The sequence below is a fragment of the Mycobacterium cajalii genome (assembly GCF_045809005.2).
Classification (GTDB): domain Bacteria; phylum Actinomycetota; class Actinomycetes; order Mycobacteriales; family Mycobacteriaceae; genus Mycobacterium.
This window is the reverse complement of the sequence record NZ_CM141436.1, coordinates 4499188-4524625: the sequence shown is the minus strand read 5'-3', so window position 1 is coordinate 4524625 and position 25438 is coordinate 4499188. Positions and strand designations below refer to the sequence as shown.

Here is a 25438-nt window from a genome sequence, read left to right as displayed (position 1 = left end):
TCTTTATCCCTTCGGCAGCCCGAGCAGCCGCTCGGCGATGATGTTGCGCTGGACCTCCGAGGTTCCGCCGTAGATGGTGGCGGCCAGCGCGTCCTGGCGCTCGAACAGCAGGTCGGGCTCACCGGCCGAGCCGGGCCCGTGGGCGGCCGCGGCCAGCTCCCAAACCCGCTGCAAGGTAACCGATCCGAGCAGCTTGGAAATGTCGGCCTCCGGACTGGGGCGCCCGGCCAGCTCGTTGTTCAGGGCGCGGTACCCGGTGGCGCGCAACGCCTCGGCGTCGGCGAGCAGCGCGCCGAGTTCGGCGTAGATGTCCGGGTCGCGCCCGCCCCGCGCCGCCTCGAGCCCGCGCTTGATCTCGACCCAGTTCATGATCCAGATCATCTGGCGCTCATGGTGTAACGAGGACAACGCGACGTTCCAACCGCCGTTGAGCGGCCCCAGCAGGTTGGTGGCCGGCACCTCGACGTCGTCGAGGAAGACCTCGCAGAACGTCTCGTCGGAGATCGACGCCATCCGGATGGGTTCGATCCGCACCCCGGGGGAATGCAGGTCGAGGATGAGGCAGGAAATGCCGCGGTGTTTGGGCGCCTCCGGATCGGTGCGGGCGTACAGGGTGCACCACCGCGACTCGTGTGCCTGCGTGGTCCAGATCTTGTGACCGGTGACCCGGAACAGGTCTCGGTCCCGCTCGGCCCGTGTGCGCAGGCCGGCGAAATCGGATCCGGCCTCCGGCTCGGACATGCCCAGCGCCCACCATTCGTCGCCGCGCAGCAGGGGAACCAGCAGGCGGTCGATCTGCTCGGCGGTGCCGAACTGGCGGATGCCGGGTGCGGCGACGTTGGGTCCGGCGATGTTGGGCAGCTTGGGCGCCGAGCGCAGGGCCGCCTCCAGCCGGACTTCCATCGCGTCGCGCAGACCCAGCGAGCGCCCGCCGTGCTCGCGCGGCCAGGTCGGCTGTATCCATCCGGCCTCGAAGGCGGCGCGCTGGTAGTCACGTCGCAGCGCCAGGTCCCAGCGGTAGGTGCGGTAGTTGTCGTAGTAGTCGCCGGGCAGAAACCGCGTCAGCCAGGCGCCGAATTCCTCGACCACCGCACTCATTCCGTGCCTCCCGCGAAACGGCGGCCCACCTCGTGGTACAGGGCGCGACTGTCGCCGAGCATCGCCGCGCACTGCCAGGCGTGCCGGACGTAGAGGTGGATGTCGTGTTCCCAGGTCTGTCCCAGGGCGCCGTGCACCTGGACCGCGGTGCGCGCGCAGGTGACCGCCGCGTCGTCGGCCGCCGCCTTGGCCAGCGCCGCGGCGGTCCAGGCAGCCGCGGGACCGGTGTCTGGATCGCCGAGCCGGGCCGCCGCCGCGTAGGTGAGGCTGCGGGCCCGTTCCACGGCGACGTAGTTGTCGGCCAGCGCGTGCTTGATCCCCTGGAACGCGCCGATCGGCGTGCCGAACTGGCGGCGCGTCTTGGCATGCTCGACGGCGCGGTGCAACGCGGCGCCGGCCACCCCGACCAGGTCGGCGGCCGCGGCCACCAGCGGTGTGGCCAGGGCCGATTCGATGTGGACGGGCGCGGTGGCCAGCGGCTCGGCGTCGACGTCGACGTCGGCGAGGGGCTGTGCGGGGTCGGTGGAATCGCCGGCCGTTACGGTCACCCCGTCGCCGCAGCGCGCCACGGCCGCCACGAACCCGTCGCCGGCAGCGGCCAGCGTGACGAGCAACTCGGCGCGCGGCAGGTTGGGGACCGCGACCGCGCGTCCGCGCAGGCGTCCGTCGTGCAGCACCATCGGGGCCCCGGGCAGCCGGGCGCCGGGGGAGTGGACCGCCAGGGTCGCGACGGCACCGCCGGCGATCTCGGCGAGCACGGAGTCGAGGCCGGTGCCGCGCAGCGCGCCCGCGGCCAGGCCGACGCTGCTCAGCAACGGGATCGGCGCGATCGCGGCGCCGCATTCCTCGAGGACCACCGCCAACTCGACGGGGCCGTAGTCGCCGGCCGCCAGCTCCGTCCAGCCCAGCCCGACGACCGTCTTCCACAGGCTGCGCCAGCGATCCGGGTCGGTCAGGGCCTGGCGGGCGGCGTCGGTCGGGCACTCGGTGCGCAGGACGTCGCGCACGGCATCGCGCAGCGACAGCTGGTCCGAGTTCAGGCCGACGTCCATAAGACCTCTAACATACTAAAGATAGCAAGCTAAGGGGACGGGTCTGCGGCGGCCGCGCGCCGCCGGGCCTCGGTCGGGACGACCGGCGGCCGCGCGAACGGGCCCCGCCGCACCGCGCCGAGCCGGATCTCCGGCAGGTCGACCGACGGGTCGACGGTGTCGAGCCAGGCGACCGCCGCCGCGACGTCGGACGCCTGGATCGCGTGCATCTCGAACGGAACGTCCTGGAGCATCTCGGTTTCCACCGGACCCGGCGTGACGAGGTGGACGCCGATGCCGTCCCGATCGACCTCGAGCGCCAGGGCCCGGGCGAACGCGTTCATCCCGGCCTTGGATGCCGAGTAGGCGGTGCGGCCCGGCATCGGCTCGTGCGCGGCCGACGACGAGACGAACACCAGCCGCGAACCGGCCCGCATCCGGGGCAGCACCGCGGCGGTCACCACGAAGCACGAGTCCAGGTTCGCCGACATGATGTCGCGCCACTGCGCGAACGTCTGCTTGCGCGCGTAGGTCCCGCCCAGGGTGCCCGCCGCGTGGACCACGAGGTCGATCGGGTTCACAACGGCGATCGCGGAGGCGAATCCATCGGTATCCGAGGCGTCCGCCGCGATGTGTCGCGCACCGATCTCCGCGGCGGCCGCGCGCAGCGGGGCTTCGCGCCGGGCCACCAGCACGACGTCGTACCCGAGCTCGCGGAGCCTGCGCCCGCATTCCTTCCCGATCCCGCCGCTGCCGCCGGTCACCAGCGCGGTTCTCACGGGCCCGCCTTCAGGAGCGCCGCAAGTCCCGCGGGCGGGACTCCAAGCGGGAGAACGCTTGCGGGGAAAGCGCATTGATCCGCTGACCGGATGCCCCGGACAGCACGTAGGTCTGGGTGTCGGCGAGGTGGCGGCCCGCGATGCGGCGGGCCCGGTCGACGTCGCCCTCGGCGATCGTCTCGGCCAGTTTGACGTGGGTGTTCAGCACCGCGCGGCGCTTGGCCAACGAGGGGTAGGTGCCGCGCGCCGCACTCTCGTCGGCCCACTGCCGTTCGTGGCCGGTCCACAGCGTCTCCAGGCTGCCGACGACCGCGATGATGGTGTGGTTCCCGCAGCCGCGGACGATGAGATCGTGGAACTGGCGGCCGATTTCGGTGAACCGCCGGCCGTCATCGAGGTGCTCGGCCATGGCATCGTTGACGCGCTTGAGGTCGGGGACCAAGGTGTCGGCCCGGTCCGGCCGCTGGGCCGCCAGTGCGGCGCAGGCCGGTTCGAGTTCCTGCAGCGCCATGCCCAGGTCGGCGACCTCGACGGACTCGCTCTGCAGCAACAGGCCCAGCATGTAGGCCGCGCTGGTTTTCGCCGGGGCGTGCACGACGGCGCCGCCCCTGTTGCCCCGGCGCACGGAGACCAGCCCCTCGGTTTCCAGGATCCGCAGCGCTTCCCGCAGCGACACCAGGCTGACGTTGAACTGTTCGACGAGCACCTCTTGACGCGGCAGCAGATCGCCGTCGGCGAGCTCGCCGTCGACGATCTGGCGACGCAACTCGTCGGCCACGATCTCGGCGATCCGCGGCGCCGACAGCCGGCGGCGGGAGTCAGGTGCAATTCCCAAGGCGGTCATCCGATCCTCGCAGCCAAGTCCACTCCACAGGCTTAGCTATTTTAGCAGTAATGGTATAAATAGCCGGGTGAGCTGCGGGTCCAACTGCCGCCCGGCACCGCTGCCCGAGTTGCGTGTCGTCGAGATCAGCGACCGGATCGCCGGCGGCTACTGCGGGAAGCTGCTGGCCGACGCCGGTGCGCAGGTGCGCAAAATCGAGCCACCACAAGGGGACTGGCTGCGACGCTACTCCGCCGGCTGCGCACCGGTCGGCGCGGGTGATGCACCGTTGTTCAGTTACCTCAACGCGGGCAAGCAGAGCATGACCTTCGCCCCGGATTCGGAACGCTGTCGTGCCGAACTGGCCGCCGCCGACGTCGTGGTCGTCACCGCCGACCGGGCGCGGGCCGCGGCGCTGGGGATCGATCCGCGGCGGCTGCTGGCCGACTCCCCGCACGCGATCGTCGTCACCATCTCGGACTTCGGCTGGAACGGGCCGTACGCCGGGCGCGCCGCCAGCGAGCTGACGCTGCAGGCATGGGCGGGCTCGCCCGGGTTCCGCGGTGACCCCGCCGGGCCGCCCATCTCGATCGGCGGCGACCTGGGCGAGTACATGGGCGGCGTGTACGCCGCGTTCGGCGCGCTGGCCGTGGGCCGCCGCGTCGCGCGCGGCGGCCCCGGCGAGCACCTCGACCTGTCCGTGCTCGAGGCGATGACGGCGATGCAGAGCAGCGAATGGTTGCACTCGCAGCTGCTGCGGCGGCCGCCGATCCGGCGCACCCTGGAGGTGCCCTCGATCGAACCGGCCAAGGACGGCTACGTCGGCATCACCATGGTCACCGGCCAGCAGTGGCTCGACTTCGTCGCGATGGTCGGGTGTCCGGAGCTCGAGGAGATCGAGCAGCTGCGCTTTCAGATCGGCCGGTGGGAATACCGCGACTTCATCCGCGAACGGATCGGCCCGTGGCTGGCCGAGCGGACCGTGGCGGAGGTCGTCGAGCTGGGGCAGCTGTTCCGGCTGCCGATCGCGGCGCTGGGCAACGGCTCGACGATTCGCGACACCGAATACGTGCGGGAACGCGGGGCGTTCGTGTCCAACCCGGCGGGCTTTCACCAGCCCCGTCCGCCGTGGCTGATGTCGGTGTGCGCGCCCGCGCCGCCGCGTGCCACCGCCGCTCCCGGCGCCGACAACGGCGAGGCGCCTTGGCCGCCAAGGGAAACCACCACCGGCGCGGCGTCGCACGAGTTGCCCCTGGAGGGCGTGCGCATCATCGATCTGACCGCGTTCTGGGCCGGTCCCGCCGCCACCCATCTGCTGGCGGCGTTCGGCGCCGACGTCGTCAAGGTGGAGTCGATCCAGCGTCCCGACGGCATCCGGTATTCGGGCGGGATGCGCACCGACGTGGATGACTGGTGGGAGTACGGGTGGGTGTTCCACGCGATGAACACCAACAAGCGTTCGGTCACACTGGATTTGGGCTCCGACGAGGGACGTGCCGCGTTCCGTGCGATGGCCGCCGGAGCCGACGTCGTGATCGAGAACTTCTCGCCCCGGGTGATGGACCACTTCGGCCTCACCGCCGACGTGCTGCTGCAGGCCAACCCCGAGCTCGTCGTCGCCCGGATGCCCGCGTTCGGGCTGGACGGCCCGTGGCGCGACCGGGTCGGATTCGCCCCGACCATGGAGCAGATCGCCGGACTGGCCTGGGTGACCGGACTGCCCGAGACGCCCCCGGTGACGCCGCGCGGCGCCTGCGACCCGCTGGCCGGCGTGCACGCCGCCTTCGCCGTGCTGGCCGCGCTGGGCTTCGCCGAACGGACGGGCACCGGCCAGCTGGTCGAGCTGCCGATGCTCGAAACGGTGCTCAACGCCACCGCGATCCAGGCGATCGAACACGAGGTCTTCGGCGTCACGCTGGGCCGGCGGGGCAACCGCGGCCATGGCGAGTCGATCCAGAACATCTACCGCTGCGCCGGGGACGACGACGAATGGATCGCGCTCACCGTGCGCGACGACGGGCAGTGGCGTGCGCTGGTCGACCTGATGGGGCATCCGGACTGGTGCGACGAAACGACGTCCACGGCCGCGGGCCGGCAGCAGAGCGCCGACGACATCGATCGCCGGCTGGGCGCGTGGTTCGCCGGGCAGCCGCGCGATGCAACGGTGGAGCGACTGGCCGGTGCGGGCATTCCCGCCGCGCCCGTGGTGTCGCCGTCGTTGGTGGTCGAGAACCCGCAACTGCTGGCGCGGGGATTCTTCCAGCCGCTCGAGCATGCGAGCATCGGTGCGGCCCTGTATCCCTGCCCGCCGTTCGCCTTGCTCGCCGGCCAGGACAGGTGGCTGCGGCGTCCGCCGCCGCGGCTGGGTGAGCACAATGGGGAGGTGCTGCGCGAGCGGTGCGGGCTGACCGACGAACAACTGGAGACCCTGGCAGGCAACGGGGTGATCGGGACCCGACCCAAGGGGCTGTGAGGAAGGAGGCATCCGATGCGCGTGACCGTCGACGGGACCCTGTGTGAGGCCAACGGCTTCTGCGAGTCGCTCGCCCCGGAGGTGTTCGAACTCGGTGACGCCGACGTGGTGCAGATCGCCGACGGCCCGGTGCCGCCGCGGCTGGAGATCGACGTGCGCGCCGCCGTGGACCAGTGCCCCAAGGCGGCGCTGCGGCTGATCGACTGAGCTACCGGCGCTCGGTCAGCGAGATCGGCATCTCGTCGTAGATCGACATGTTGGTGGTCAAATTCGGGTAGGCCACCTTGGCCGGACCCAGGGCGATGTCGTCGCAGCGCAGCAGCAGCTCGTCCCAGACCGCGCGAAGTTCCGCCCGCGCCAGCATGGCGCCCAGGCAGTGATGCGGCCCGCCACCGCCGAAGGCCACCTGCGGGTTGGGCCGGCGGCCGATGTCGAAGGTGAACGGGTCGGGGAAGACCTCCTCGTCGCGGTTCGCCGAGCGCAGCATCGACACCACCCGCTCGCCCGCGGGTATGTGCCGGCCGTCCATTTCGACGTCGACCTTGGTGGTGCGGGTCCAGTACGCCACCGGTGAGGTCCAGCGCAGCACCTCCTCGACGGCGGTCGAGCGCACCGCCTCCTCGGCGCGGTAGCGCTCCATCTGCCCGGGATTCGCCACGAACGCCTGCAGCCCGCCCGCCAGCGCGTTCTTCGTGGTGTCGCTGCCCGCGAACGTCAGCACGAAGAAGAAGAACTCGAGTTCGTTGGGCGGGAGGCTGAATCGCTCGCCGTCCTCGCCGGTGATCACCGCGGTCGCCAGCGTGCTCCAGATGTCATCGGCCGGATTGCGGCGCTTTTCCGCGGTGAGCTCCATCGCGTAGCCGAAAATCGTTGCGTACAGATCGCTGTAGTCCTGCCGGCTCGGCCGCTGCGCGGGCGAGTTGGCCTGCAGGATGCGGTCCAGGCAGTCGAAGATCCGTGGCCGGTCCTCGTCCGGTATGCCGATGATGTCGCCGATGACCGTCATCGGCAGGGCGTCGGCGACGTCCGCGATCCAGTCGCCGCCGCCGCCGGCGAGCAGGCCGTCGATCATCCGCGCGGCACGCGCCCGGATGCCGTCCTCGAGTTTGGCGATCGCGCGGGGGTTGAACGCGTTCGAGATGAGTTTGCGGCGCTTGTTCAGTTCCGGGGGGTCCATGTTGATGATCGTGGGGTACGCCGCGAACATCCCGACCGGCTGGATCAACGGGCCGTCGGTCGCGGTGAACGCGTCGACGTCGCGGTGCAGGCGCACCGCGTGCCGGTGTTTGGTGGCCACCCAGAACCCGCGCTGGACCGTCCCGGAAAACACACGAGCGACGCCCGGGGTCGGCTCGTGCCGGAAAAGCGGTTGGGTGCGGCGCAGTTCGGTGAAAATTTCATCGGGAAACCCATTGCGCCACAAAGCGAAATCGGAGAGATCCACTGCGACAGCCGCCATGGGAAACCTCGTTCCGGCCGGAGCGTTCCCGCCCGCTCGTTGACGTTCAATGCTTAAAATAGTAAAAACAGCCCTAGTCGTCGAACCGCCCCAGCCCCAGACGAGCGGAGTGCTCGTGACGCATACGATCCCGGAATCGGCCCCGGACCCGTCGGAGCGCGAGTTCGGCGAGGCCGGCATAGCGCTGTCGTCCTACCGGTTTCCCACGGGGTGGTTCATCGTCGCCTTCGCCTCCGATCTCGCCGTCGGCCAGGTCAAGCGCGCGCACTACTTCGGCGAGGAGTTGGTGCTGTTCCGCACCGAGTCGGGCCGGGTCCACGTGCTGGACGCCTACTGCCAGCACCTCGGCGCCAACCTGGGCGTCGGCGGCACCGTGGAAGGCGAGCACGTCGTCTGCCCCTGGCACGGCTGGCAGTGGCGCGGCGACGGGTCCAACGCGCTCATCCCCTACAGCAAGATCGGCTGCAAGAACAACGTGCGCATCCGCACCTACCCGAGCATGGAGTGGTACGGCTTCGTGCTGGCCTGGCACGAGCGGCACGGGCGGGCACCGTACTGGACCCCGCCGGTGCTGCCCGAACTGGAAACCGGCGAGTACTACCCGCTGCACCCGCACACCCAGATGCTCAACCGGGTCAAGGTGCACCCGCAGATGATCATCGAAAACGCCGCCGACCCCTACCACGTGCAGTACGTGCACAAGGCCGCCAACCCCGCCACCACCGCGTCGTTCGAGGTATCCGGGTACCACCTGCACGCCACCGTCAACGCCCATTTCGGCGGCGGGCGCGCGCAGACCTGGCTGACCCCGAACGGACCCGTCGACGCCAAGATCATCTACGACAACTACTCGCTGGGCCTGGGAGTGGTCCGGTTCCCCAGCGAGCTGGTGGCCACCGTGCAGGTCACCGGGCAGACGCCGGTCGACGAGGACTACACCGACTACTTCTACACCCAGGCCTCGGTGCGCGAGCCCGGCGACACCGGCGACGCGCCCACGGGCCGTGCGGCCCGCTTCCTGGCGCTGCAGCAAGAGGTCATCAAACAGGACTTCTTCACCTGGGAGAACATGAAATACCTCGAGAAGCCGAACCTGGCCCCCGAGGAGGCGCACGACTACGCCGCGTTGCGCCGCTGGGCGCACCGCTTCTACCCGGGCCCGCAGCCCTCGCCCGCCGACTTCGGTTACACCGCCGAAGGGGAACCCGACCCGGCCGGCGCGAAAGCCTGATGCCAGGGCCCTCCGACTTCGGGGTCGGGCGTTTCAGCGTTCCCGCCGTGCTGGACCGGCGCGCCGAGCAGTACCCCGAGCGGGTGATGATGACCATCGCCGGCACCGACGTGACGTTCGCCCAGATGCGGCGGCGATCCTGCGCGGCGGCCGACATGCTGGCCGACCTCGGTGTGGGGCGCGGGGACTGCGTGGCGCTGTTCACCGCCACCTGTCCGGAATGGGTGTACTTCTGGCTGGGTGCGGCGCGCATCGGTGCGGTCAGCGCCGCGGTGAACGCCGCCAACAAGGGCGACTTCCTGCTGCACGCGTTGCGGTTGTCGGGCGCCAGGGTGATCCTCACCGACACCGAGCGGCGCCCCCGCGTCGACGAGGTCGCCGGTGCGTTGGGAACCGGAATTGACATTGTGCTGCAAGTCGATTCGCTGACCGGCGACCTGGAGCGGAGTGCCGGGAGCCCGCCGGCGGACGGCGCGGCCGCGATCGGGGACATCGGCTGTCTGTTCTACACCTCGGGCACCACCGGTCCCTCGAAAGCGGTTGCCACGACCTGGCATTACCTGTTCTCCGTGGCCGCCACCGTGGCGTCGGCGTGGGAACTGGTACCCGGCGAGGTGGTGTGGACGGCGATGCCGCTGTTCCACCTGAGCGCGGCGCCCAGCGTGCTGGCCCCCATGCTGGTGGGCGCAACGACGGTGCTGGCGGACGCTTTTCACCCGGCCCGGGTATGGGACGAGGTGCGCGCCCACGGCGCCGTGGGCTTCGCCGGTGCCGGCGCGATGGTGACCATGCTGCAGAACCTGCCCCCGGGTCCGCGTGACTCGCAACTGCCGCTGCGGTTCATCTCGGCCGCACCGATCGAGGCGCAGTCCTACCGCGCCATCGAAAAGCGTTACGGCTGCCGCATTGTCACGATGTACGGGATGACCGAGGCTTTCCCCATCGCGGTCAAGGCGCTGGCCGAAGCCGGGGTGCCGGGAACGTCGGGCCGGCCCAACCCCGACTTCGAGGTCCGCATCGTCGACGCGTCCGGCCATCCGCTGCCCACCGGGAGCGTCGGCGAGATCGCCTGCAGGCCCAGGCGCCCCCACGTGATGAGCGAGGGCTACGTGGGCGAGGATGCGCGGCTGGCGCCGCACCCGGAATGGTTCCGCACCGGCGACCTCGGCAGGCTCGGCCCCGACGAGAACCTGACTTATGTCGACCGCGTCAAGGATTCGCTGCGCAGACGCGGCGAGAACGTGTCCTCGGTCGAGGTGGAGGGCGTCGTCACGCGCCATCCCGCGGTGGCCGAAGCCGCGGCGGTCGCGGTGCCCAGCGAACTCGGCGAGGACGACGTCCTGGTGGTCGTGACGTTGCGCCCCGGCGCCGCACTGGATTGCGCCGACCTGCTCGACTTCTGCGCGGCCTGGATGCCCTATTTCTGCGTGCCCCGATACGTCGAGACGGTGGCCGAACTCCCGAAGAACGGCATCGGCCGCATCCGCAAAGACGTGTTGCGCGCGCGGGGGTTGACCGCGCGGGCGTGGGACCGCCAGAGGCACGGTTATACCGTCCGGCGTTGAGTTGCGTTACCGTTGCGTCAGCAGCGGATCGGCCGTAGTTCCCAAGGAGGCTGGAGAGCGAAGATGACCATGAGCTACCAGGAACAACAGCTGCTGCAGACCGCTACGGGCCGGGCCGCCATCCTGGACCTGAACGCGCGGCACAATCGGGCGTTCTCCGCGGGCGATCGCGACCGGTGGATCGCGACGTTCCGCCACTCGGGCGCCAGTTACGCTCGCGACGGCGAGGTGTTCACCGACCTGCGGCCGGCCTTCCACGGCGGCGACGGGCAGCGACTGGTGACGCTGGACCACGAGATCCACGTCGACGGGGTCAACGCCACCCAGCATTGTGTCGCAGTGCTTTTCGCCAACATGTACGGCGACACCACGCTGCGGGCGACCGGGAGCTACCGCGATGCGCTGAGCTACGAGCGGGGTGCGTGGTACTTCGCCTCGCGCGAACTCACCTGGGACGTGGTGCCAAGCCGCCAGCCGCTCGTCATGTGAGCGATTACGGACTCGCCTACGGCACCTACGAGGACGCGCTGCGGATGGTCGGCGCGGCGAGCGGACCGCGGACCGCGGCGACGCCGGTCAGCGGGGCGCGCATCCAGCTGTTCGCCGCCATGGTGCACGACGGCAACCGATCGTATTGGGACCCCGGGTTCGCCCGGCGCCAGTGGGGCGGTATGCCGGCCCCGCCGGCGCTGTTGATGGGCTGGCTGATACCGCCACCGTGGCAGCCCGCCGACCAGGGAAGCGCCCGGCCGGCATCGCTTGCGCTGCGAGTCCCGTTGCCGGGCAGCACCTTCATCAACGCGGCCAACGACTGCGAGTTCCTGCGGCCCATCCTCGAGGGCGACGTGCTCACCGTCGTCGAGGAACTGGTGTCGGTGTCGCCGGAGAAGCGGACCCGGCTCGGTGCCGGTCATTTCGTCGAGACGCTGGAAACCTATCGCCGCCAGGACGGGACGGTGGTGGCAACCTGCCGGAACACCCTGTTCAGGTTCACGCCCGGGGACGCCGCGTGAGCGGGTCGGGCCTGGACTGGGACGACGTCGTCGTTCCGGTCGAGTTGCCGGAGGTCATCGACCCGATCAGCTATCAGCGGGTGGTCGAGAATGCCGGGGCGACATGGGACTACTTCCCCGGCCACTTCGACCCCGACTACGCCCGTAGTCAGGGAAACCCGACGATCTACGTCAACACGATGCACCTTGCCGGGTTCGCCGACCGCGTCGCGACCGAGTGGGCCGGCCCGGGCAGTCGCGTGGTACGCCGCGCGATGCGGCTGGCCGGCCCGATCTTCGCCGGCGACACGATGGTCGGCAGGGGCCGCGCGGTGGCCAAGCGGCGCGACACCTCGGTGGATCCGCCGCTCCGCCTGGTCGACGTCCGGATCGAGGTGACCAATCAGCACGGCGCGCTATGCTGCCCGGTCGAACTCACCCTGGAGATGCCCGAAACACGTTGAGAATCAACGAGGCAACGCTGGCATCTGCCCCCGGGACACCACGGACTGCAACTCCACGTACTCGTCGAGGCCCTCCGGGCCGAACTCGCGCCCGATGCCGGACTGCTTGAAGCCCCCGAACGGGGTGCCGGTGTCGAGCATGTACATGTTGATGCCGTAGGTGCCGGTGCGCACCCGGCCGGCGACTTCGAGACCGTGCGCGGTGTCGGCGGTCCACACCGAGCCGGCCAGCCCGTAGTCGCTGTCGTTGGCGATCCGGATCGCGTCGGCCTCGTCGCGGTAGCGCAGCACGGTCAACACCGGGCCGAAGATCTCCTCCCGGGCGATGCGCATGTCGTTGCTGGCGTCGGCGAACAGCGTCGGCCGCACATACCAGCCCCGCCCGGCCGGCGCGTCGTCGCCGCCGACGACGATGCGCGCGCCCTCTTGTAGGCCGCACCGGATGTAGTCCTGGACCCGGCGCTGTTGTCGTTGTGCGACAAGGGGACCGATGTCGGTGGCCGTGTCGGCCGGATCCCCCACTTGCAGACCCGACATCATGTCGGCCAGCGCGTCGACGAGCTCGTCGTGGCGGTGCTCGCTGACCAGGATGCGGGTCTGCGCGACGCAGGCCTGCCCGTTGTTCATCAGGCCGGCGGTCTTCAGCCCGGCCACGGTCTTGCCAACGTCGGCGTCGTCGAGGACGATCGCCGCCGACTTGCCCCCGAGCTCCAGGCTCACCCGCTTGAGCTGCTCGCCGCACAACGCCGCGATGCGGCGCCCGGTGGCGCTCGAACCGGTGAACGAGATCTTGTCCACACCGCGATGGCGCACCAGTGCCTCGCCGGCGTCCGCTCCGCCGGGCAGCATCGACACCACCCCGTCGGGCAGGCCGACCTGTTCGATCATCTCGGCCAGCCACAGGGCGTCCAAAGGTGTCTCGGGCGCGGGCTTGACGATGACAGCGCAGCCGGCGATCAGGGCGGGAATCAGCTTGGGCATGATCAGGAACTGCGGCACGTTCCACGGCACGATGGCGCCGACCACCCCGACCGGAGCCCTGTTCAGGTGCACCTCGCCAAGCACGCCCCGGCGGCGTTCCGCCCAGGGATAGTCGCGGGCGACAGCCAGCGCGCGCTGCATCATCGCCGCCGCGCCCGCCGCCTGGCCCAGCCTGCTGAAGCTGCGCGGAGACCCCATCTCCTCGGTGATGAGGTCGGCCATCTCGTCGAGATGTTGGGAGTAGATCGCGGCGAGCTTCTCGATCGCGGCCATCCGCTCGGCGGGGGCCAGGCGCGGCCACGGGCCTTGGTCGAAAGCGTGCCGCGCCGCGGTGACGGCCGCGTCGATGTCGTCGGGTCCTGCCGCCTGGACGTGGCCGATCGACTCTTCGGAATGCGGCGAAATGACGTCCAGTCGGCGGGGATTGGCGGGCTTGCGCCATTGGCCCCCGACGAAGACCGCGTCGTAGGAACGATGGCCGGAGCTTTTCGCCATCGTTGACGCTAACATGGCCGGATACGACGCGAACCAGGTCACCGAGGCGTGAGATGAACGACGACTGGCGCACTTACCCGTTCCAGTTGGTGCCCGGTGACGCCCAATTGGAGTTTCCCGCCGCCGAAGGCGAACACCCCGATCAGGAGTCGGACACCTGGTTCATCGCCGGCCAACTCGACTCGGCCGGGAGTGACCGGTCGTTCGCGTTCCTGACCATCTTCAACAAGAACCGGCCCGGCGCAACGGTGGTCGCGGATTTCTACACGATGGCGCTCTTCGATCTGGACAGCGGCGACTACGGCACCTATACCGACTACGACATGCCGCCGGCCAACCTCCAACCGGGCGCCCGGCCCAAGCTGGCCATGGCGCCGGGGTATCTCGACGTCAGCTACCGCAGCGGCGCCGGCACCGCGTCGTGGGCCACGTGCCGCAACGGCGACGGCGGGCTGTTGCCCTACACCTACCGCGTCAGCCTGGTGGGCGAGGACCAGTCCGGCCGGCCCATGCGGCTGGACCTGGCCGTGACACCGACGCGTGCGCCGACACCGGTGGGAGCGTCGACCTACAACGGAAAGATCTGCTGCTTCGGCCAGCACGACACGTACTCCTATTTCCAGAGCGGGATGAAGATGACCGGCACCCTGCGCTGGGGCGATGCGGTCGAGCAGGTGTTCGGCAGCGGCGGGCACGTCGACCGGCAGTGGTTCCCGAAGTATGCCGGCGGCGGCGGAACCGGCGGCGACCCGCGTGCCGCGTCGCACGAGTGGCGCACCATCAACCTCGACAACGGCGTCGACCTGAGCATCTGGCACCAGTTCGACCGCACGAACCGCAATGCGCTGCAGCCGTTCTCCGGGGTGACGACGAGCTGTCCCGACCCGGGTGTGGAGCCCGTGCCGCCGCCGCAGTGCGCCGAGGACGTCGAGGTCACGGTGAGCAGCTATGTCCGGTGGCCGGAGGCGGTGCGCCCGCTCGTGCGCCCGCTCGCCGCGGGCCGCTACCTGCCCGACCGGCACCGGATCACCAGCGCGGCAATGCAACTCGATCTCGTGGGGGAGCCGTTGGTGGCCGCACCGGCGCACGGCCTGCCGATCGAGTACATGGAGGGTCCGTACCGCTACCGGGGAACGCTGTGGGGCGAGCCGGTCACCGGCTTCGCGTTCTACGAGCGGTCGCTGGCGCTGTACCGGGACTGGGAACTCGTCGACGTGCTGGCCGCCGTCGTCGGCGGCGCCGAATCGGTTGCCCCGCAACTGCAGAGCCTCGCAGACCAGCTCGCGTCGTTGGTGGCCGCCGGCCGCCGCGGCGAGGCGATCGAGCTGTTGGCCGGCCTGCAGCTGGTCGAGAACGACACGGTGGCAACCCTTGTCGGGGACCTCGTCGCGGCGCTGTCCGAGGATCTTTAGGCGGCTCGCGCCGAGACTGTAAATCCGCAGGTGTCTACTCGCACTTCTACTGCAGAATTACAGTCTCGTCGCCCAGCTGATGTGGCGGTGCTGCAGCCCCGGCTCGTTGCGCCCGAACAGCGGACCGGTGATGCGCCAATGTGATGCACATGTGACCGGTGGGGTCAATGTGTCCGGTGATGGTTGTGTCGTACCCTGGGCCCATGTCGCTTTCGCGCCGCGACGTGCTGAAGTTCGCCGCCGCGACCCCGGGACTGGTCGGTTTCGGCCTCGCCGCGGCATCGCTGCGCGCCGCGCCGGCGTCGGCCGCGCTCGGGATGCTGCTGGACTACGCGGCCGGGGTCATCCCCGCAAGCGAGATCCGGGCGGCCGGGGCGGTGGGATCGATCCGGTACGTGTCGGATCGGCGGCCCGGTGGTAACTGGATGCTCGGCAAGCCGATCCAGGCCGGCGAAGCGCGCGACCTCGCCAGCAATGGGCTCAAGATCGTGTCCTGCTACCAGTACGGCAAGGGCAGCACCTCCGACTGGCTGGGCGGGGCCGCCGCCGGCGTGGAGCACGCCCGCCGCGGCATGCAGTTGCACGCCGCGGCCGGGGGTCCGCCCGGCGCTCCCATCTACGCCTCGATCGACGACAACCCGTCCTACGACCAGTACAAGCAGCAGGTCGCTCCCTACCTGCGGTCCTGGGAATCGGTGATCGGGCACCAGCGCACCGGTGTGTACGCCAATTCCAAGACCATCGACTGGGCGCTGCAGGACGGTTTGGGGTCCTACTTCTGGCAGCACAACTGGGGTTCCCCCGCGGGGTACACCCATCCGGCCGCGAACCTTCATCAGGTCGAGATCGACAAACGCAGTGTCGGCGGCGTCGGGGTGGACCTCAATCAAATCCTCAAGCCCCAATTCGGGCAGTGGATCTAGGCCGTCGGCACCCGGTCTAGCAAACAACCGGCCGCTGACAGCGGGGTGCCGCCGAGATCTGGTGGCCGCACGAGGGCGAGGTTGCTCGCACGCGAGACGCGACCGAAGGCCGAAATTCTTAATATAACGATTCCATAACAATAGCGCTTTGAACAGCGAAGTTATAGCTACTCGACCGTAACCACCTACATGCAGCGAGTTTGTCCGCCACGCCCGCGCGCGCGGTTTGACCCGGTGTTACCCAGGACACGGTTACCCGTGCGTAGAACTCACCAGTAACCAATCAGCTCGGAAAAAGGGCACTGATCCTTATGACACTCTTATTACAGCCCAAGCAGTCCGCCGCGCCGATCGACCGAGGGGGCGGCCCGTCGGCGACGACCAGGGTGCCGGCCCGAACCGACAGAAGACGCATGTAGGGGAGACGTAGAACGTGACGATCCACGAGCACGACCGGGTGTCCGCCGACCGCGACGGGCACGGCCCGCAGGGCACCCATGCTCTGGTCGACCGTCTGACGGCCGGCGAGCCGTACGCGGTGGCGTTCGGCGGGCAGGGCAGCGCCTGGCTGGAGACGCTCGAGGAGCTGGTGTCCTCGGCCGGGATCGAGACAGACCTGGCGACGCTGGTCGGCGAGGTGGAGTTGCTGCTCGAGCCGGTGGCCAAAGAGCTGGTCGTGGTGCGTCCGATCGGCTTCGAGCCGTTGCAGTGGGTGCGCGCGCTGGCGGCCGAGGACCCCGTTCCCGCGGACAAGTACCTGACCTCGGCGGCCGTCTCGGTGCCCGGGGTGCTGCTCACCCAGATCGCGGCCATGCGCGCCCTGGCGCGCCAGGGCATGGACCTGACGGCCACCCCGCCGGCGGCCCTGGCGGGCCATTCCCAGGGCGTGCTCGCGGTCGAGGCGCTGCGGGCCCTGAAAGACGGGGCCGGCCGCGACGCCGAGCTGCTGGCCATGGCGCAGCTGATCGGCGCGGCGGGCACGCTGGTGGCACGGCGGCGCGGCATCGCCGTCCTCGGCGACCGCCCGCCGATGGTGTCGGTCAGCAACGCCGATCCCGAGCGCATCCAGCACCTGCTCGACGAGTTCGCACAGGACGTCCGGACCGTGCAGCCCCCGGCGCTGTCCATCCGCAACGGCCGGCGTTCCGTCGTCATCACCGGCACCCCGGAGCAGCTGTCGCGCTTCGAGCTCTACTGCCGCCAGATCTCGGAGAAGGAAGAGGCCGACCGCAAGAGCAAGGTCCGCGGCGGCGACGTCTTCGCGCCGGTCTTCGACCCGGTGCAGGTGGAGGTCGGATTCCACACCCCGCGGCTGGCCGACGGCATCGACATCGTCGGCGCCTGGGCCGAAAAGGCCGGCCTCGACGTGGCGCTGGCCCGCCAGCTCACCGAGGCCATCCTGGTGAGCCCCGTCGACTGGGTCGCGGAGATCACCCGGGTGCACGAATCCGGAGCCCGCTGGATCCTCGACCTGGGACCCGGGGACATCCTGACCCGGCTGACCGCGCCGGTGATCCGGGGGCTGGGCATCGGCATCGTGCCCGCGGCCACCCGCGGCGGCCAGCGCAACCTGTTCACCGTCGGGGCCGTCCCCGAGGTGGCCCGCGCCTGGTCGAGCTACGCCCCGACGGTGGTGCGGCTGCCCGACGGCCGCGTCAAGCTCTCCACGAAGTTCACCCGGTTGACCGGCCGCTCGCCGATCCTGCTGGCGGGCATGACCCCGACCACCGTCGACGCCAAGATCGTCGCCGCCGCCGCCAACGCCGGGCACTGGGCCGAACTCGCCGGCGGCGGGCAGGTCACCGAGGAGATCTTCGCCGACCGCGTCGAGGAGCTGTCCGGGCTGCTCGAGCCCGGCCGCACCTACCAGTTCAACGCGCTGTTCCTCGATCCGTACCTGTGGAAGCTGCAGGTGGGCGGCAAGCGCCTGGTGCAGAAGGCCCGTCAGTCCGGCGCGGCGATCGACGGCCTGGTGATCAGCGCCGGCATCCCCGAGCTCGAGGAGGCCGTCGAGCTGATCGAAGAGCTCAACGAGGTCGGCATCACCCACGTCGTGTTCAAACCCGGCACCATCGAGCAGATCCGCTCGGTCATCCGCATCGCGACCGAGGTGCCCACCGAGCCGGTGATCGTGCACATCGAGGGTGGCCGTGCCGGCGGTCACCACTCCTGGGAGGACCTCGACGACCTGCTGCTGGCCACCTACTCGGAGCTGCGGTCGCGGCCGAACATCACGGTGTGCGTCGGCGGGGGCATCGGCACCCCCGAGCGCGCGGCCGACTACCTGTCCGGGCGCTGGGCGCAGACCTACGGCTTCCCGTCGATGCCTATCGACGGCATCCTGGTCGGCACCGCGGCCATGGCGACGCTGGAGGCCACGACGTCGCCGTCGGTCAAACGGATGCTGGTCGACACCCAGGGCACCGACCAGTGGATCGGCGCCGGCAAAGCCCAGGGCGGCATGGCCTCCAGCCGCAGCCAGCTCGGTGCGGACATCCACGAGATCGACAACAGCGCCTCGCGCTGTGGCCGGTTGCTCGACGAGGTCGCCGGCGACGCCGAAGCGGTCGCCGAGCGCCGCGACGAGATCATCGCGGCGATGGCAAAAACCGCCAAGCCGTATTTCGGCGACGTCGCGGACATGACCTACCTGCAGTGGCTGCGGCGTTACGTCGACCTGGCGATCGGCGACGGCGACTCGACCGCCGACACCGCCGCACCGGGCAGCCCGTGGCTGGCCGACACCTGGCGCGACCGGTTCGAGCAGATGCTGCAGCGCGCCGAGGCGCGGCTGCATCCGCAGGATCACGGCCCCATCGAGACCTTGTTCGCCGACCCGGCGCTGCTGGAGAGCCCGGAGGCGGCGATCGAGCTGCTGCTCGCCCGCTACCCCGACGCGGACACCGTGCAGCTGCATCCGGCGGATCTGCCGTTCTTCGTGACGCTGTGCAAGGCGCCGGGTAAGCCGGTCAACTTCGTGCCGGTCATCGACAAGGACGTGCGGCGCTGGTGGCGCAGCGACTCGCTGTGGCAGGCGCACGACGCCCGCTACGACGCCGACCAGGTGTGCATCATCCCGGGTATCGCGGCCGTCGCCGGTATCACCCGGCTGGACGAGCCCGTCGGGGAGTTGCTGGACCGCTTCGAGCAGGCCGCCATAGATGAAGCGCTCGAGGTGCTCGCATCATCGGGAACCGAGCCGCAGGCCGTCACCTCGCGCCGGCTGGGCCGCCCCGACGTGACCGGCCCGCTGGCCACCGTCCTGGACGCGCCGGACGTGCTGTGGGCCGGCCGGACCACCACCAACCCGGTGCACCGCATCGCCGAGCCGTCCGACTGGCAGGTGCACGACGGACCCGAAAGCCGCTGCGCCACACACTCGTCCACTGGCGCTCGGCTGCAGGTGGAGGGGGCCGACCGGGTGGTGCTCAGCGTCCCACTGTCCGGCGTCTGGGTCGACATCCCGTTCACGTTGCCGGCCAACACCGTTGACGGTGGCGCCCCGGTCGTGTCCACCGCCGACGCCGGCGAGGCCATGCGCGCGGTGCTGGCGATCGCCGCCGGTGTGGACGGGCCGGAGTTCCTCCCCGCGGTCGTCGACGGGACGGCCACGGTGGCGGTCGACTGGGATCCCGAGCGGGTCGCCGATCACACCGGGGTAACCGCGATTTTCGGCGAGCCGCTGGCGCCCACCCTCACCACCGTGCCCGACGCGCTCGTCGGCCCTTGCTGGCCCGCGGTTTTCGCGGCCGTCGGCGCCGCGACGACCGACACCGGCGTTCCGGTCGTCGAGGGCTTGCTCAGCCTGGTACACCTGGACCATGCCGCCCGTCTGGTCGGGCCGCTGCCCGCTGACCGGGCCCAGTTGGTCGTCACCGCAACGGCTTCCCCGGCCGTCGACACCGACATGGGCCGCGTTGTCGGAGTGTCGGTGTCGATCGCGACGGCCGGCGGCGAGGTGATCGCCACCCTCGACGAACGGTTCGCCATCCTCGGGCGCACCGGGGCCGCCGAGCTCACCGACCCGGCCCGCGCCGGGGGTGCGGTCTCGCAGAACGCCACCGACACCCCCCGTCGGCGCCGCCGCGACGTGACGCTGAGCGCGCCGGTGGACATGCGCCCCTTCGCGATGGTCTCCGGCGACCACAACCCCATCCACACCGACCGCGCGGCCGCGCTGCTGGCGGGGCTGGGATCGCCGATCGTGCACGGCATGTGGCTCTCGGCCGCCGCGCAGCACGCAGTGACGGCCACCGACGGTCAGGCCCGCCCGCCGGCCCGGCTGGTCGGCTGGACCGCGCGTTTTCTGGGCATGGTCCGGCCTGGCGACCAGGTCGACTTCCGCGTCGACCGCGTCGGAATCGACCAGGGCGCCGAGGTTTTGGAGGTCGTCGCCCGCATCGGCTCGGACCTCGTGATGTCGGCGACCGCCCGGCTGGCCGCCCCCAAGACGGTCTACGCGTTCCCCGGCCAGGGCATCCAGCACAAGGGCATGGGCATGGAGGTCCGGGCCCGCTCCAAGGCGGCCCGCAAGGTGTGGGACAAGGCCGACAAGTTCACCCGCGACGTCCTGGGCTTCTCGGTGCTGAATGTGGTGCGCGACAACCCGACCAGCATCATCGCCGGCGGCGTGCACTACCACCACCCCGAGGGCGTGCTGTACCTGACGCAGTTCACCCAGGTCGCGATGGCGACGGTGGCCGCGGCGCAGGTCGCCGAGATGCGCGAACAGGGCGCCTTCGTCGAGGGTGCGATCGCCTGCGGCCACTCGGTCGGCGAGTACACGGCCCTGGCCTGCGTCAGCGGCATCTTCGAACTGGAAGCGTTGCTGGAAGCGGTTTTTCACCGCGGCTCGAAGATGCACGACATCGTCCCGCGCGACGAGCTGGGCCGCTCCAACTACCGGCTGGCGGCGATCCGGCCCTCCCAGATCGACCTGCCCGACGACGAGGTCCGCGGCTTCGTCGCCGACATCGCGGCGAGCACCGGTGAGTTTCTCGAGATCGTCAACTTCAACCTGCGGGGCTCCCAGTATGCGATCGCCGGCACGGTGCGGGGCCTGGAGGCGCTGGAGGCGGAGGTGGAGCGACGCCGCGAGATCACCGGCGGCAAGCGGTCGTTCATCCTGGTTCCGGGCATCGACGTGCCGTTCCACTCGCGGGTGTTGCGGGTCGGGGTGGCCGACTTCCGGCGCGCCCTGGACCGGATCATGCCGCGCGACAAGGATCCCGACATCATCATCGGGCGCTACATCCCCAACCTCGTGCCCCGCCCGTTCACCCTCGATCGCGACTTCGTCCAGGAGATCCGCGATCTGGTGCCGGCCGAGCCGCTCGACGAGATCCTCGCCGACTACGACGCCTGGCGTGACGAGAAGCCGCGCGAGCTGGCCCGCAAGGTGTTGATCGAGTTGTTGGCGTGGCAATTCGCCAGCCCGGTGCGCTGGATCGAGACGCAGGACCTGTTGTTCACCGAGGAGGCCGCCGGCGGCCTGGGTGTCGAGCGGTTCGTCGAGATCGGCGTGAAGTCCGCGCCGACCGTCGCCGGCCTGGCCACCAACACCCTCAAGTTGTCCGAATATGCCCACAGCACAGTCGAAGTGCTCAACGCCGAGCGCGACGCCGCGGTGCTGTTCGCCAACGACACCGACCCCGAGCCGGAGCCCGACGACGCGCCGGAACCGGTGGCCGAGAGCGCCGTCGCCGTCGACGCGGCGCCGGCCCCCGTTGCGGCGCCGTCCGCGCCCTCGGGCGGGGTCCGCCCGGACGACATCGCATTCGACGCCGCCGATGCCACGCTGGCGCTGATCGCGCTGTCGGCCAAGATGCGCATCGACCAGATCGAGGAGCTGGACTCCATCGAGTCGATCACCGACGGTGCGTCGTCGCGGCGCAACCAGCTGCTGGTGGACCTGGGTTCGGAGCTGAACCTGGGGGCCATCGACGGCGCGGCCGAGGCCGACCTGGCGGGGCTCCGCGCGCAGGTGACCAAGCTGGCGCGCACTTACAAGCCTTATGGCCCGGTGCTTTCCGACGCGATCAACGACCAGCTGCGCACCGTTCTGGGGCCCTCCGGCAAGCGGCCCGGCGCGATCGCCGAGCGGGTCAAGAAGACCTGGGAGCTCGGCGACGGCTGGGCCAAGCACGTCACCGTCGAGGTGGCGCTGGGCACCCGGGAGGGCACCAGCGTGCGCGGCGGTGCGATGGGCCACCTGCACGAGGGAGCCCTGGCCGACGCCGCCACCGTCGACAGGGTCGTCGACGCCGCGGTGGTTTCCGTGGCGGCGCGCCGAGGCATTTCGGTCGCGCTGCCGTCGGCGGGCGGTGGCGGCGGCGCGACCGTGGACGCGGCCGCGCTGGGCGAGTTCACCGAGCAGATCACCGGCCGCGACGGCGTGCTGGCCGCGGCGGCCCGCCTGGTGCTGGGCCAGCTGGGCCACGACGAGCCGGTCAGCGCGCTGGCTGGGTCGTCAGGGGCCACGGACGCCGAACTCATCGACCTGGTCACCACCGAACTGGGCGCGGACTGGCCACGTCTGGTCGCGCCGGTGTTCGACGCGCGCAAGGCCGTCGTCTTCGACGACCGCTGGGCCAGTGCGCGTGAGGACCTGGTCAGGCTGTGGCTGGCCGACGAGGTCGAGATCGACGCAGACTGGGCGCGTCTCTCGGAGAGGTTCGAGGGCGCCGGGCATGTCGTCGCCACCCAGGCCACCTGGTGGCAGGGCAAGGCGCTGGCCGCGGGGCGCCAGATTCACGCGGCGCTGTACGGCCGCATCGCCGCCGGGGCCGAGAACCCGGAGCCGGGCCGCTACAGCGGTGAAATCGCCGTGGTCACCGGCGCCTCGAAGGGCTCGATCGCCGCGTCGGTGGCCGCGCGACTGCTCGACGGCGGTGCCACGGTCATCGCGACGACGTCCAAGCTCGACGAGGAACGGCTGGCGTTCTACCGCGGGCTCTACCGCGACCACGCTCGCTACGGTGCGGCGCTGTGGGTGGTCGCGGCCAACATGGGGTCCTATGCCGACATCGACGCACTGGTCGAGTGGGTCGGGACCGGGCAGACGGAAAGCCTTGGGCCGCAGTCCATTCACATCAAGGACGCGCAGACGCCCACGCTGCTGTTCCCGTTCGCGGCGCCGCGGGTGGCCGGCGACCTGTCCGAGGCCGGTGCGCGCTCGGAGATGGAGATGAAGGTGCTGCTGTGGGCGGTGCAGCGGCTGATCGGCGGGCTGTCGAAGATCGGCGTCGAGCGTGACATCGCGTCGCGGCTGCACGTGGTGCTGCCCGGCTCACCCAACCGCGGCATGTTCGGCGGCGACGGCGCCTACGGCGAAGCCAAGTCCGCGCTGGACGCCGTGGTGTCCCGGTGGCACGCGGAGTCGTCGTGGTCGCAGCGGGTCAGCCTGGCGCATGCGCTGATCGGCTGGACACGTGGCACCGGGTTGATGGGTCACAACGACGCCATCGTCAGCGCGGTCGAGGAGGCGGGCGTCACCACGTACTCCACCGACGAGATGGCCGCGATGCTGCTGGACCTGTGCGACGTGGAATCCAAGGTGGCGGCGGCGCATTCGCCCATGAAGGTCGACCTGACCGGCGGGCTCGGCGAGGTGGAGCTGGACATGGCCGAGCTGGCCGCCAAGGCGCGCGAGCAGGCCGCGCCGCCCGAGGAGGCCGAGACCGGGCAGGCCGCGCACGCGATCGCCGCGCTGCCGTCCCCGCCGCGCGGATTCACCCCGGCACCGCCGCCGCACTGGGACGACCTCGACGTCGACCCGGCCGACCTGGTGGTGATCGTCGGCGGCGCCGAACTCGGCCCGTACGGCTCCTCGCGCACCCGCTTCGAGATGGAGGTCGACAACGAGTTGTCGGCGGCCGGCGTCCTCGAGCTGGCCTGGACGACCGGCCTGATCCGCTGGGAAGACGACCCCAAACCGGGTTGGTACGACACCGAGACGGGTGAGCTGATCGACGAGGCCGAGCTCGTCGAGCGCTACCACGACGCCGTCGTACAGCGTTGCGGCATCCGCGAGTTCGTCGACGACGGCGCGATCGACCCCGACCACGCCTCGCCGCTGCTGGTGTCGGTGTTCTTGGACAAGGACTTCTCCTTCGTCGTCTCCTCGGAGGCCGACGCCCGCGCCTTCGCCGAGTTCGACCCCGAGCACACGGTCGTGCGGCCCGTTCCCGACTCCCCCGACTGGCAGGTGATCCGCAAGGCGGGCACCGAGATTCGGGTACCGCGAAAGACCAAGTTGTCGCGGACCGTCGGCGCGCAGATCCCGACCGGGTTCGACCCGACGGTGTGGGGAATCAGCCAGGACATGGCCAGTTCCATCGACCGGGTGGCCCTGTGGAACATCGTCGCGACGGTCGACGCGTTCCTGAGCGCCGGCTTCAGCCCGGCCGAGGTCATGCGTTATGTCCACCCCAGCCTGGTGGCCAGCACCCAGGGCACCGGCATGGGCGGCATGACGTCGATGCAGACGATGTACCACGGCAACCTGCTGGGCCGCAGCAAGCCCAACGACATCTTGCAGGAAGTTCTGCCGAATGTTGTTGCCGCACATGTGGTTCAGTCCTACATCGGCAGTTACGGCGCGATGATCCATCCGGTCGCCGCGTGCGCGACGGCCGCGGTGTCGGTCGAGGAGGGTGTCGACAAGATCCGGCTGGGAAAGGCCGAACTGGTGGTGTCCGGTGGCTTGGACGACCTGACGTTGGAGGCCATCATCGGCTTCGGTGACATGGCGGCCACCGCCGACACCGCGATGATGCGCGGCCGCGGCATCGCCGACTCGAAGTTCTCCCGGCCCAACGACCGGCGCCGGCTGGGCTTCGTGGAGGCCCAGGGCGGCGGGACCATCCTGCTGGCCCGCGGTGACCTGGCCCTGAAGATGGGGCTGCCGGTGCTGGCGGTGGTGGCCTACGCGCAGTCGTTCGGCGACGGGGTGCACACCTCGATCCCGGCGCCGGGGCTGGGCGCGCTGGGCGCGGGCCGCGGCGGCAAGGACTCCCCGCTGGCGCGTGCGCTGGCCAAGCTCGGCGTGGGCGCCGACGACGTCGCGGTGGTCTCCAAGCACGACACCTCGACGCTGGCCAACGACCCCAACGAGACCGAGCTGCACGAGCGGCTGGCGGACTCGCTGGGCCGCTCACCGGGTGCGCCGCTGTTCGTGGTGTCGCAGAAGAGCCTGACCGGGCACGCCAAGGGCGGCGCTGCGGTGTTCCAGATGATGGGCCTGTGCCAGATGCTGCGCGACGGGGTGATCCCGCCCAACCGCAGCCTGGACTGCGTCGACGAGGAGCTGGCCGGCTCCGCGCACTTCGTGTGGGTGCGCGACACGCTGCGGCTCGGCGAGAAGTTCCCGCTCAAGGCCGGCATGCTGACCAGCCTGGGCTTCGGGCACGTGTCCGGCCTGGTGGCCCTGGTGCACCCGCAGGCGTTCATCGCGTCGCTGGATCCCGGGCAGCGCGCCGACTACCAGCGTCGCGCGGACGCCCGCCTGCTGGCCGGCCAGCGCCGGCTGGTCTCGGCCATCGCCGGCGGCGAGCCGATGTACCAGCGGCCGCCGGACCGCCGCTTCGACCACGACGCGCCGGAGAAGCGCCAGGAGGCGGCGATGCTGCTGGACCCGGCCGCCCGGCTGGGTGGGGACGGAGCATACCAGGTGTCCGCGGGATGACCCCGCAGCATGGCCCGGCTTCTCCTC

At 70.5% G+C, this 25438-nt stretch carries 16 protein-coding genes; 10 read left to right on the top strand and 6 right to left on the bottom strand.

Features of this window, described 5'->3' with window-relative positions:
- Positions 1–3: 3 nt before the first annotated feature.
- From ACJ512_RS21390 to ACJ512_RS21375, 4 genes are read right to left on the bottom strand one after another with little or no spacing between them, the layout of a single operon-like run.
- Positions 4–1098, bottom strand: a complete 1095-nt coding sequence (locus ACJ512_RS21390) for an acyl-CoA dehydrogenase family protein (RefSeq protein ID WP_407686091.1) — start codon at positions 1096–1098, stop codon at positions 4–6.
- A complete protein-coding gene (locus ACJ512_RS21385) occupies positions 1095–2150 on the bottom strand; it encodes an acyl-CoA dehydrogenase family protein (RefSeq protein WP_407686092.1) in 1056 nt (351 codons plus the stop codon). Before ACJ512_RS21385 ends, ACJ512_RS21390 begins: the two co-directional genes overlap by 4 nt.
- 29 nt (positions 2151–2179) lie before the next feature.
- Positions 2180–2908, bottom strand: coding sequence for an SDR family oxidoreductase (locus ACJ512_RS21380; protein ID WP_407686093.1), 729 nt, complete (start codon positions 2906–2908; stop codon positions 2180–2182).
- A 10-nt stretch (positions 2909–2918) separates the two neighbouring features.
- Positions 2919–3752 carry a FadR/GntR family transcriptional regulator gene (locus ACJ512_RS21375; protein WP_407686094.1) on the bottom strand — a complete coding sequence of 278 codons (834 nt, stop codon included), beginning with the start codon at positions 3750–3752 and terminating at the stop codon, positions 2919–2921.
- 67 nt (positions 3753–3819) lie between these two features.
- Here ACJ512_RS21375 and ACJ512_RS21370 point away from each other — a divergent pair, with 67 nt between their 5' ends.
- Positions 3820–6204 carry a CaiB/BaiF CoA-transferase family protein gene (locus ACJ512_RS21370; RefSeq protein ID WP_407686095.1) on the top strand — a complete coding sequence of 795 codons (2385 nt, stop codon included), beginning with the start codon at positions 3820–3822 and terminating at the stop codon, positions 6202–6204.
- A 15-nt stretch (positions 6205–6219) separates the two neighbouring features.
- Complete coding sequence (locus ACJ512_RS21365; protein ID WP_369737791.1) at positions 6220–6411, top strand: ferredoxin; 192 nt, start codon at positions 6220–6222, stop codon at positions 6409–6411.
- Between the two features lies 1 nt (position 6412).
- Here ACJ512_RS21365 and ACJ512_RS21360 read toward each other — a convergent pair whose 3' ends face one another.
- Complete coding sequence (locus ACJ512_RS21360) at positions 6413–7663, bottom strand: cytochrome P450 (protein WP_407686096.1); 1251 nt, start codon at positions 7661–7663, stop codon at positions 6413–6415.
- Positions 7664–7778: 115 nt separating this feature from the next.
- On the opposite strand from ACJ512_RS21360, the gene ACJ512_RS21355 reads away from it, so the two are divergent.
- From ACJ512_RS21355 to ACJ512_RS21335, 5 genes are all read left to right on the top strand, one after another.
- Complete coding sequence (locus ACJ512_RS21355) at positions 7779–8894, top strand: aromatic ring-hydroxylating oxygenase subunit alpha (protein ID WP_407686097.1); 1116 nt, start codon at positions 7779–7781, stop codon at positions 8892–8894.
- A complete protein-coding gene (locus ACJ512_RS21350) occupies positions 8894–10459 on the top strand; it encodes an AMP-binding protein (protein ID WP_407686098.1) in 1566 nt (521 codons plus the stop codon). Before ACJ512_RS21355 ends, ACJ512_RS21350 begins: the two co-directional genes overlap by 1 nt.
- A gap of 63 nt (positions 10460–10522) precedes the next feature.
- Positions 10523–10948, top strand: coding sequence for a nuclear transport factor 2 family protein (locus ACJ512_RS21345; protein ID WP_407686099.1), 426 nt, complete (start codon positions 10523–10525; stop codon positions 10946–10948).
- Between the two features lie 44 nt (positions 10949–10992).
- Positions 10993–11472, top strand: coding sequence for an FAS1-like dehydratase domain-containing protein (locus tag ACJ512_RS21340; protein ID WP_407686124.1), 480 nt, complete (start codon positions 10993–10995; stop codon positions 11470–11472).
- Positions 11469–11915, top strand: coding sequence for a MaoC family dehydratase (locus ACJ512_RS21335; protein WP_407686100.1), 447 nt, complete (start codon positions 11469–11471; stop codon positions 11913–11915). Before ACJ512_RS21340 ends, ACJ512_RS21335 begins: the two co-directional genes overlap by 4 nt.
- Before the next feature lie 3 nt (positions 11916–11918).
- On the opposite strand, the gene ACJ512_RS21330 is transcribed toward ACJ512_RS21335, so the two are convergent.
- Positions 11919–13391 carry an aldehyde dehydrogenase gene (locus tag ACJ512_RS21330; RefSeq protein ID WP_407686101.1) on the bottom strand — a complete coding sequence of 491 codons (1473 nt, stop codon included), beginning with the start codon at positions 13389–13391 and terminating at the stop codon, positions 11919–11921.
- 53 nt (positions 13392–13444) lie between these two features.
- Here ACJ512_RS21330 and ACJ512_RS21325 point away from each other — a divergent pair, with 53 nt between their 5' ends.
- The 3 genes from ACJ512_RS21325 to ACJ512_RS21315 all read left to right on the top strand — a co-directional run bounded on the left by ACJ512_RS21325 (position 13445) and on the right by ACJ512_RS21315 (position 25411).
- Positions 13445–14803 (top strand): secreted hydrolase, encoded by a 1359-nt coding sequence (locus ACJ512_RS21325; protein WP_407686102.1) that lies wholly within the window; start codon positions 13445–13447, stop codon positions 14801–14803.
- A gap of 203 nt (positions 14804–15006) precedes the next feature.
- Positions 15007–15726 (top strand): DUF1906 domain-containing protein, encoded by a 720-nt coding sequence (locus ACJ512_RS21320; RefSeq protein WP_407686103.1) that lies wholly within the window; start codon positions 15007–15009, stop codon positions 15724–15726.
- A 433-nt stretch (positions 15727–16159) separates the two neighbouring features.
- Positions 16160–25411: a fatty acid synthase subunit beta domain-containing protein gene (locus ACJ512_RS21315; protein ID WP_407686104.1), complete on the top strand. Its 9252-nt coding sequence runs from the start codon at positions 16160–16162 to the stop codon at positions 25409–25411.
- The last annotated feature ends 27 nt before the right edge of the window (positions 25412–25438 follow it).

Coding starts and splice junctions, on each gene's coding strand:
- ACJ512_RS21390 (WP_407686091.1), bottom strand. CDS start 1,098: ATGAGTGCGGTGGTCGAGGAATTCGGCGCCTGGCTGACGCGGTTTCTG.
- ACJ512_RS21385 (WP_407686092.1), bottom strand. CDS start 2,150: ATGGACGTCGGCCTGAACTCGGACCAGCTGTCGCTGCGCGATGCCGTG.
- ACJ512_RS21375 (WP_407686094.1), bottom strand. CDS start 3,752: ATGACCGCCTTGGGAATTGCACCTGACTCCCGCCGCCGGCTGTCGGCG.
- ACJ512_RS21365 (WP_369737791.1), top strand. CDS start 6,220: ATGCGCGTGACCGTCGACGGGACCCTGTGTGAGGCCAACGGCTTCTGC.
- ACJ512_RS21360 (WP_407686096.1), bottom strand. CDS start 7,663: ATGGCGGCTGTCGCAGTGGATCTCTCCGATTTCGCTTTGTGGCGCAAT.
- ACJ512_RS21350 (WP_407686098.1), top strand. CDS start 8,894: ATGCCAGGGCCCTCCGACTTCGGGGTCGGGCGTTTCAGCGTTCCCGCC.
- ACJ512_RS21345 (WP_407686099.1), top strand. CDS start 10,523: ATGACCATGAGCTACCAGGAACAACAGCTGCTGCAGACCGCTACGGGC.
- ACJ512_RS21340 (WP_407686124.1), top strand. CDS start 10,993: ATGGTCGGCGCGGCGAGCGGACCGCGGACCGCGGCGACGCCGGTCAGC.
- ACJ512_RS21330 (WP_407686101.1), bottom strand. CDS start 13,391: ATGGCGAAAAGCTCCGGCCATCGTTCCTACGACGCGGTCTTCGTCGGG.
- ACJ512_RS21325 (WP_407686102.1), top strand. CDS start 13,445: ATGAACGACGACTGGCGCACTTACCCGTTCCAGTTGGTGCCCGGTGAC.
- ACJ512_RS21320 (WP_407686103.1), top strand. CDS start 15,007: ATGTCGCTTTCGCGCCGCGACGTGCTGAAGTTCGCCGCCGCGACCCCG.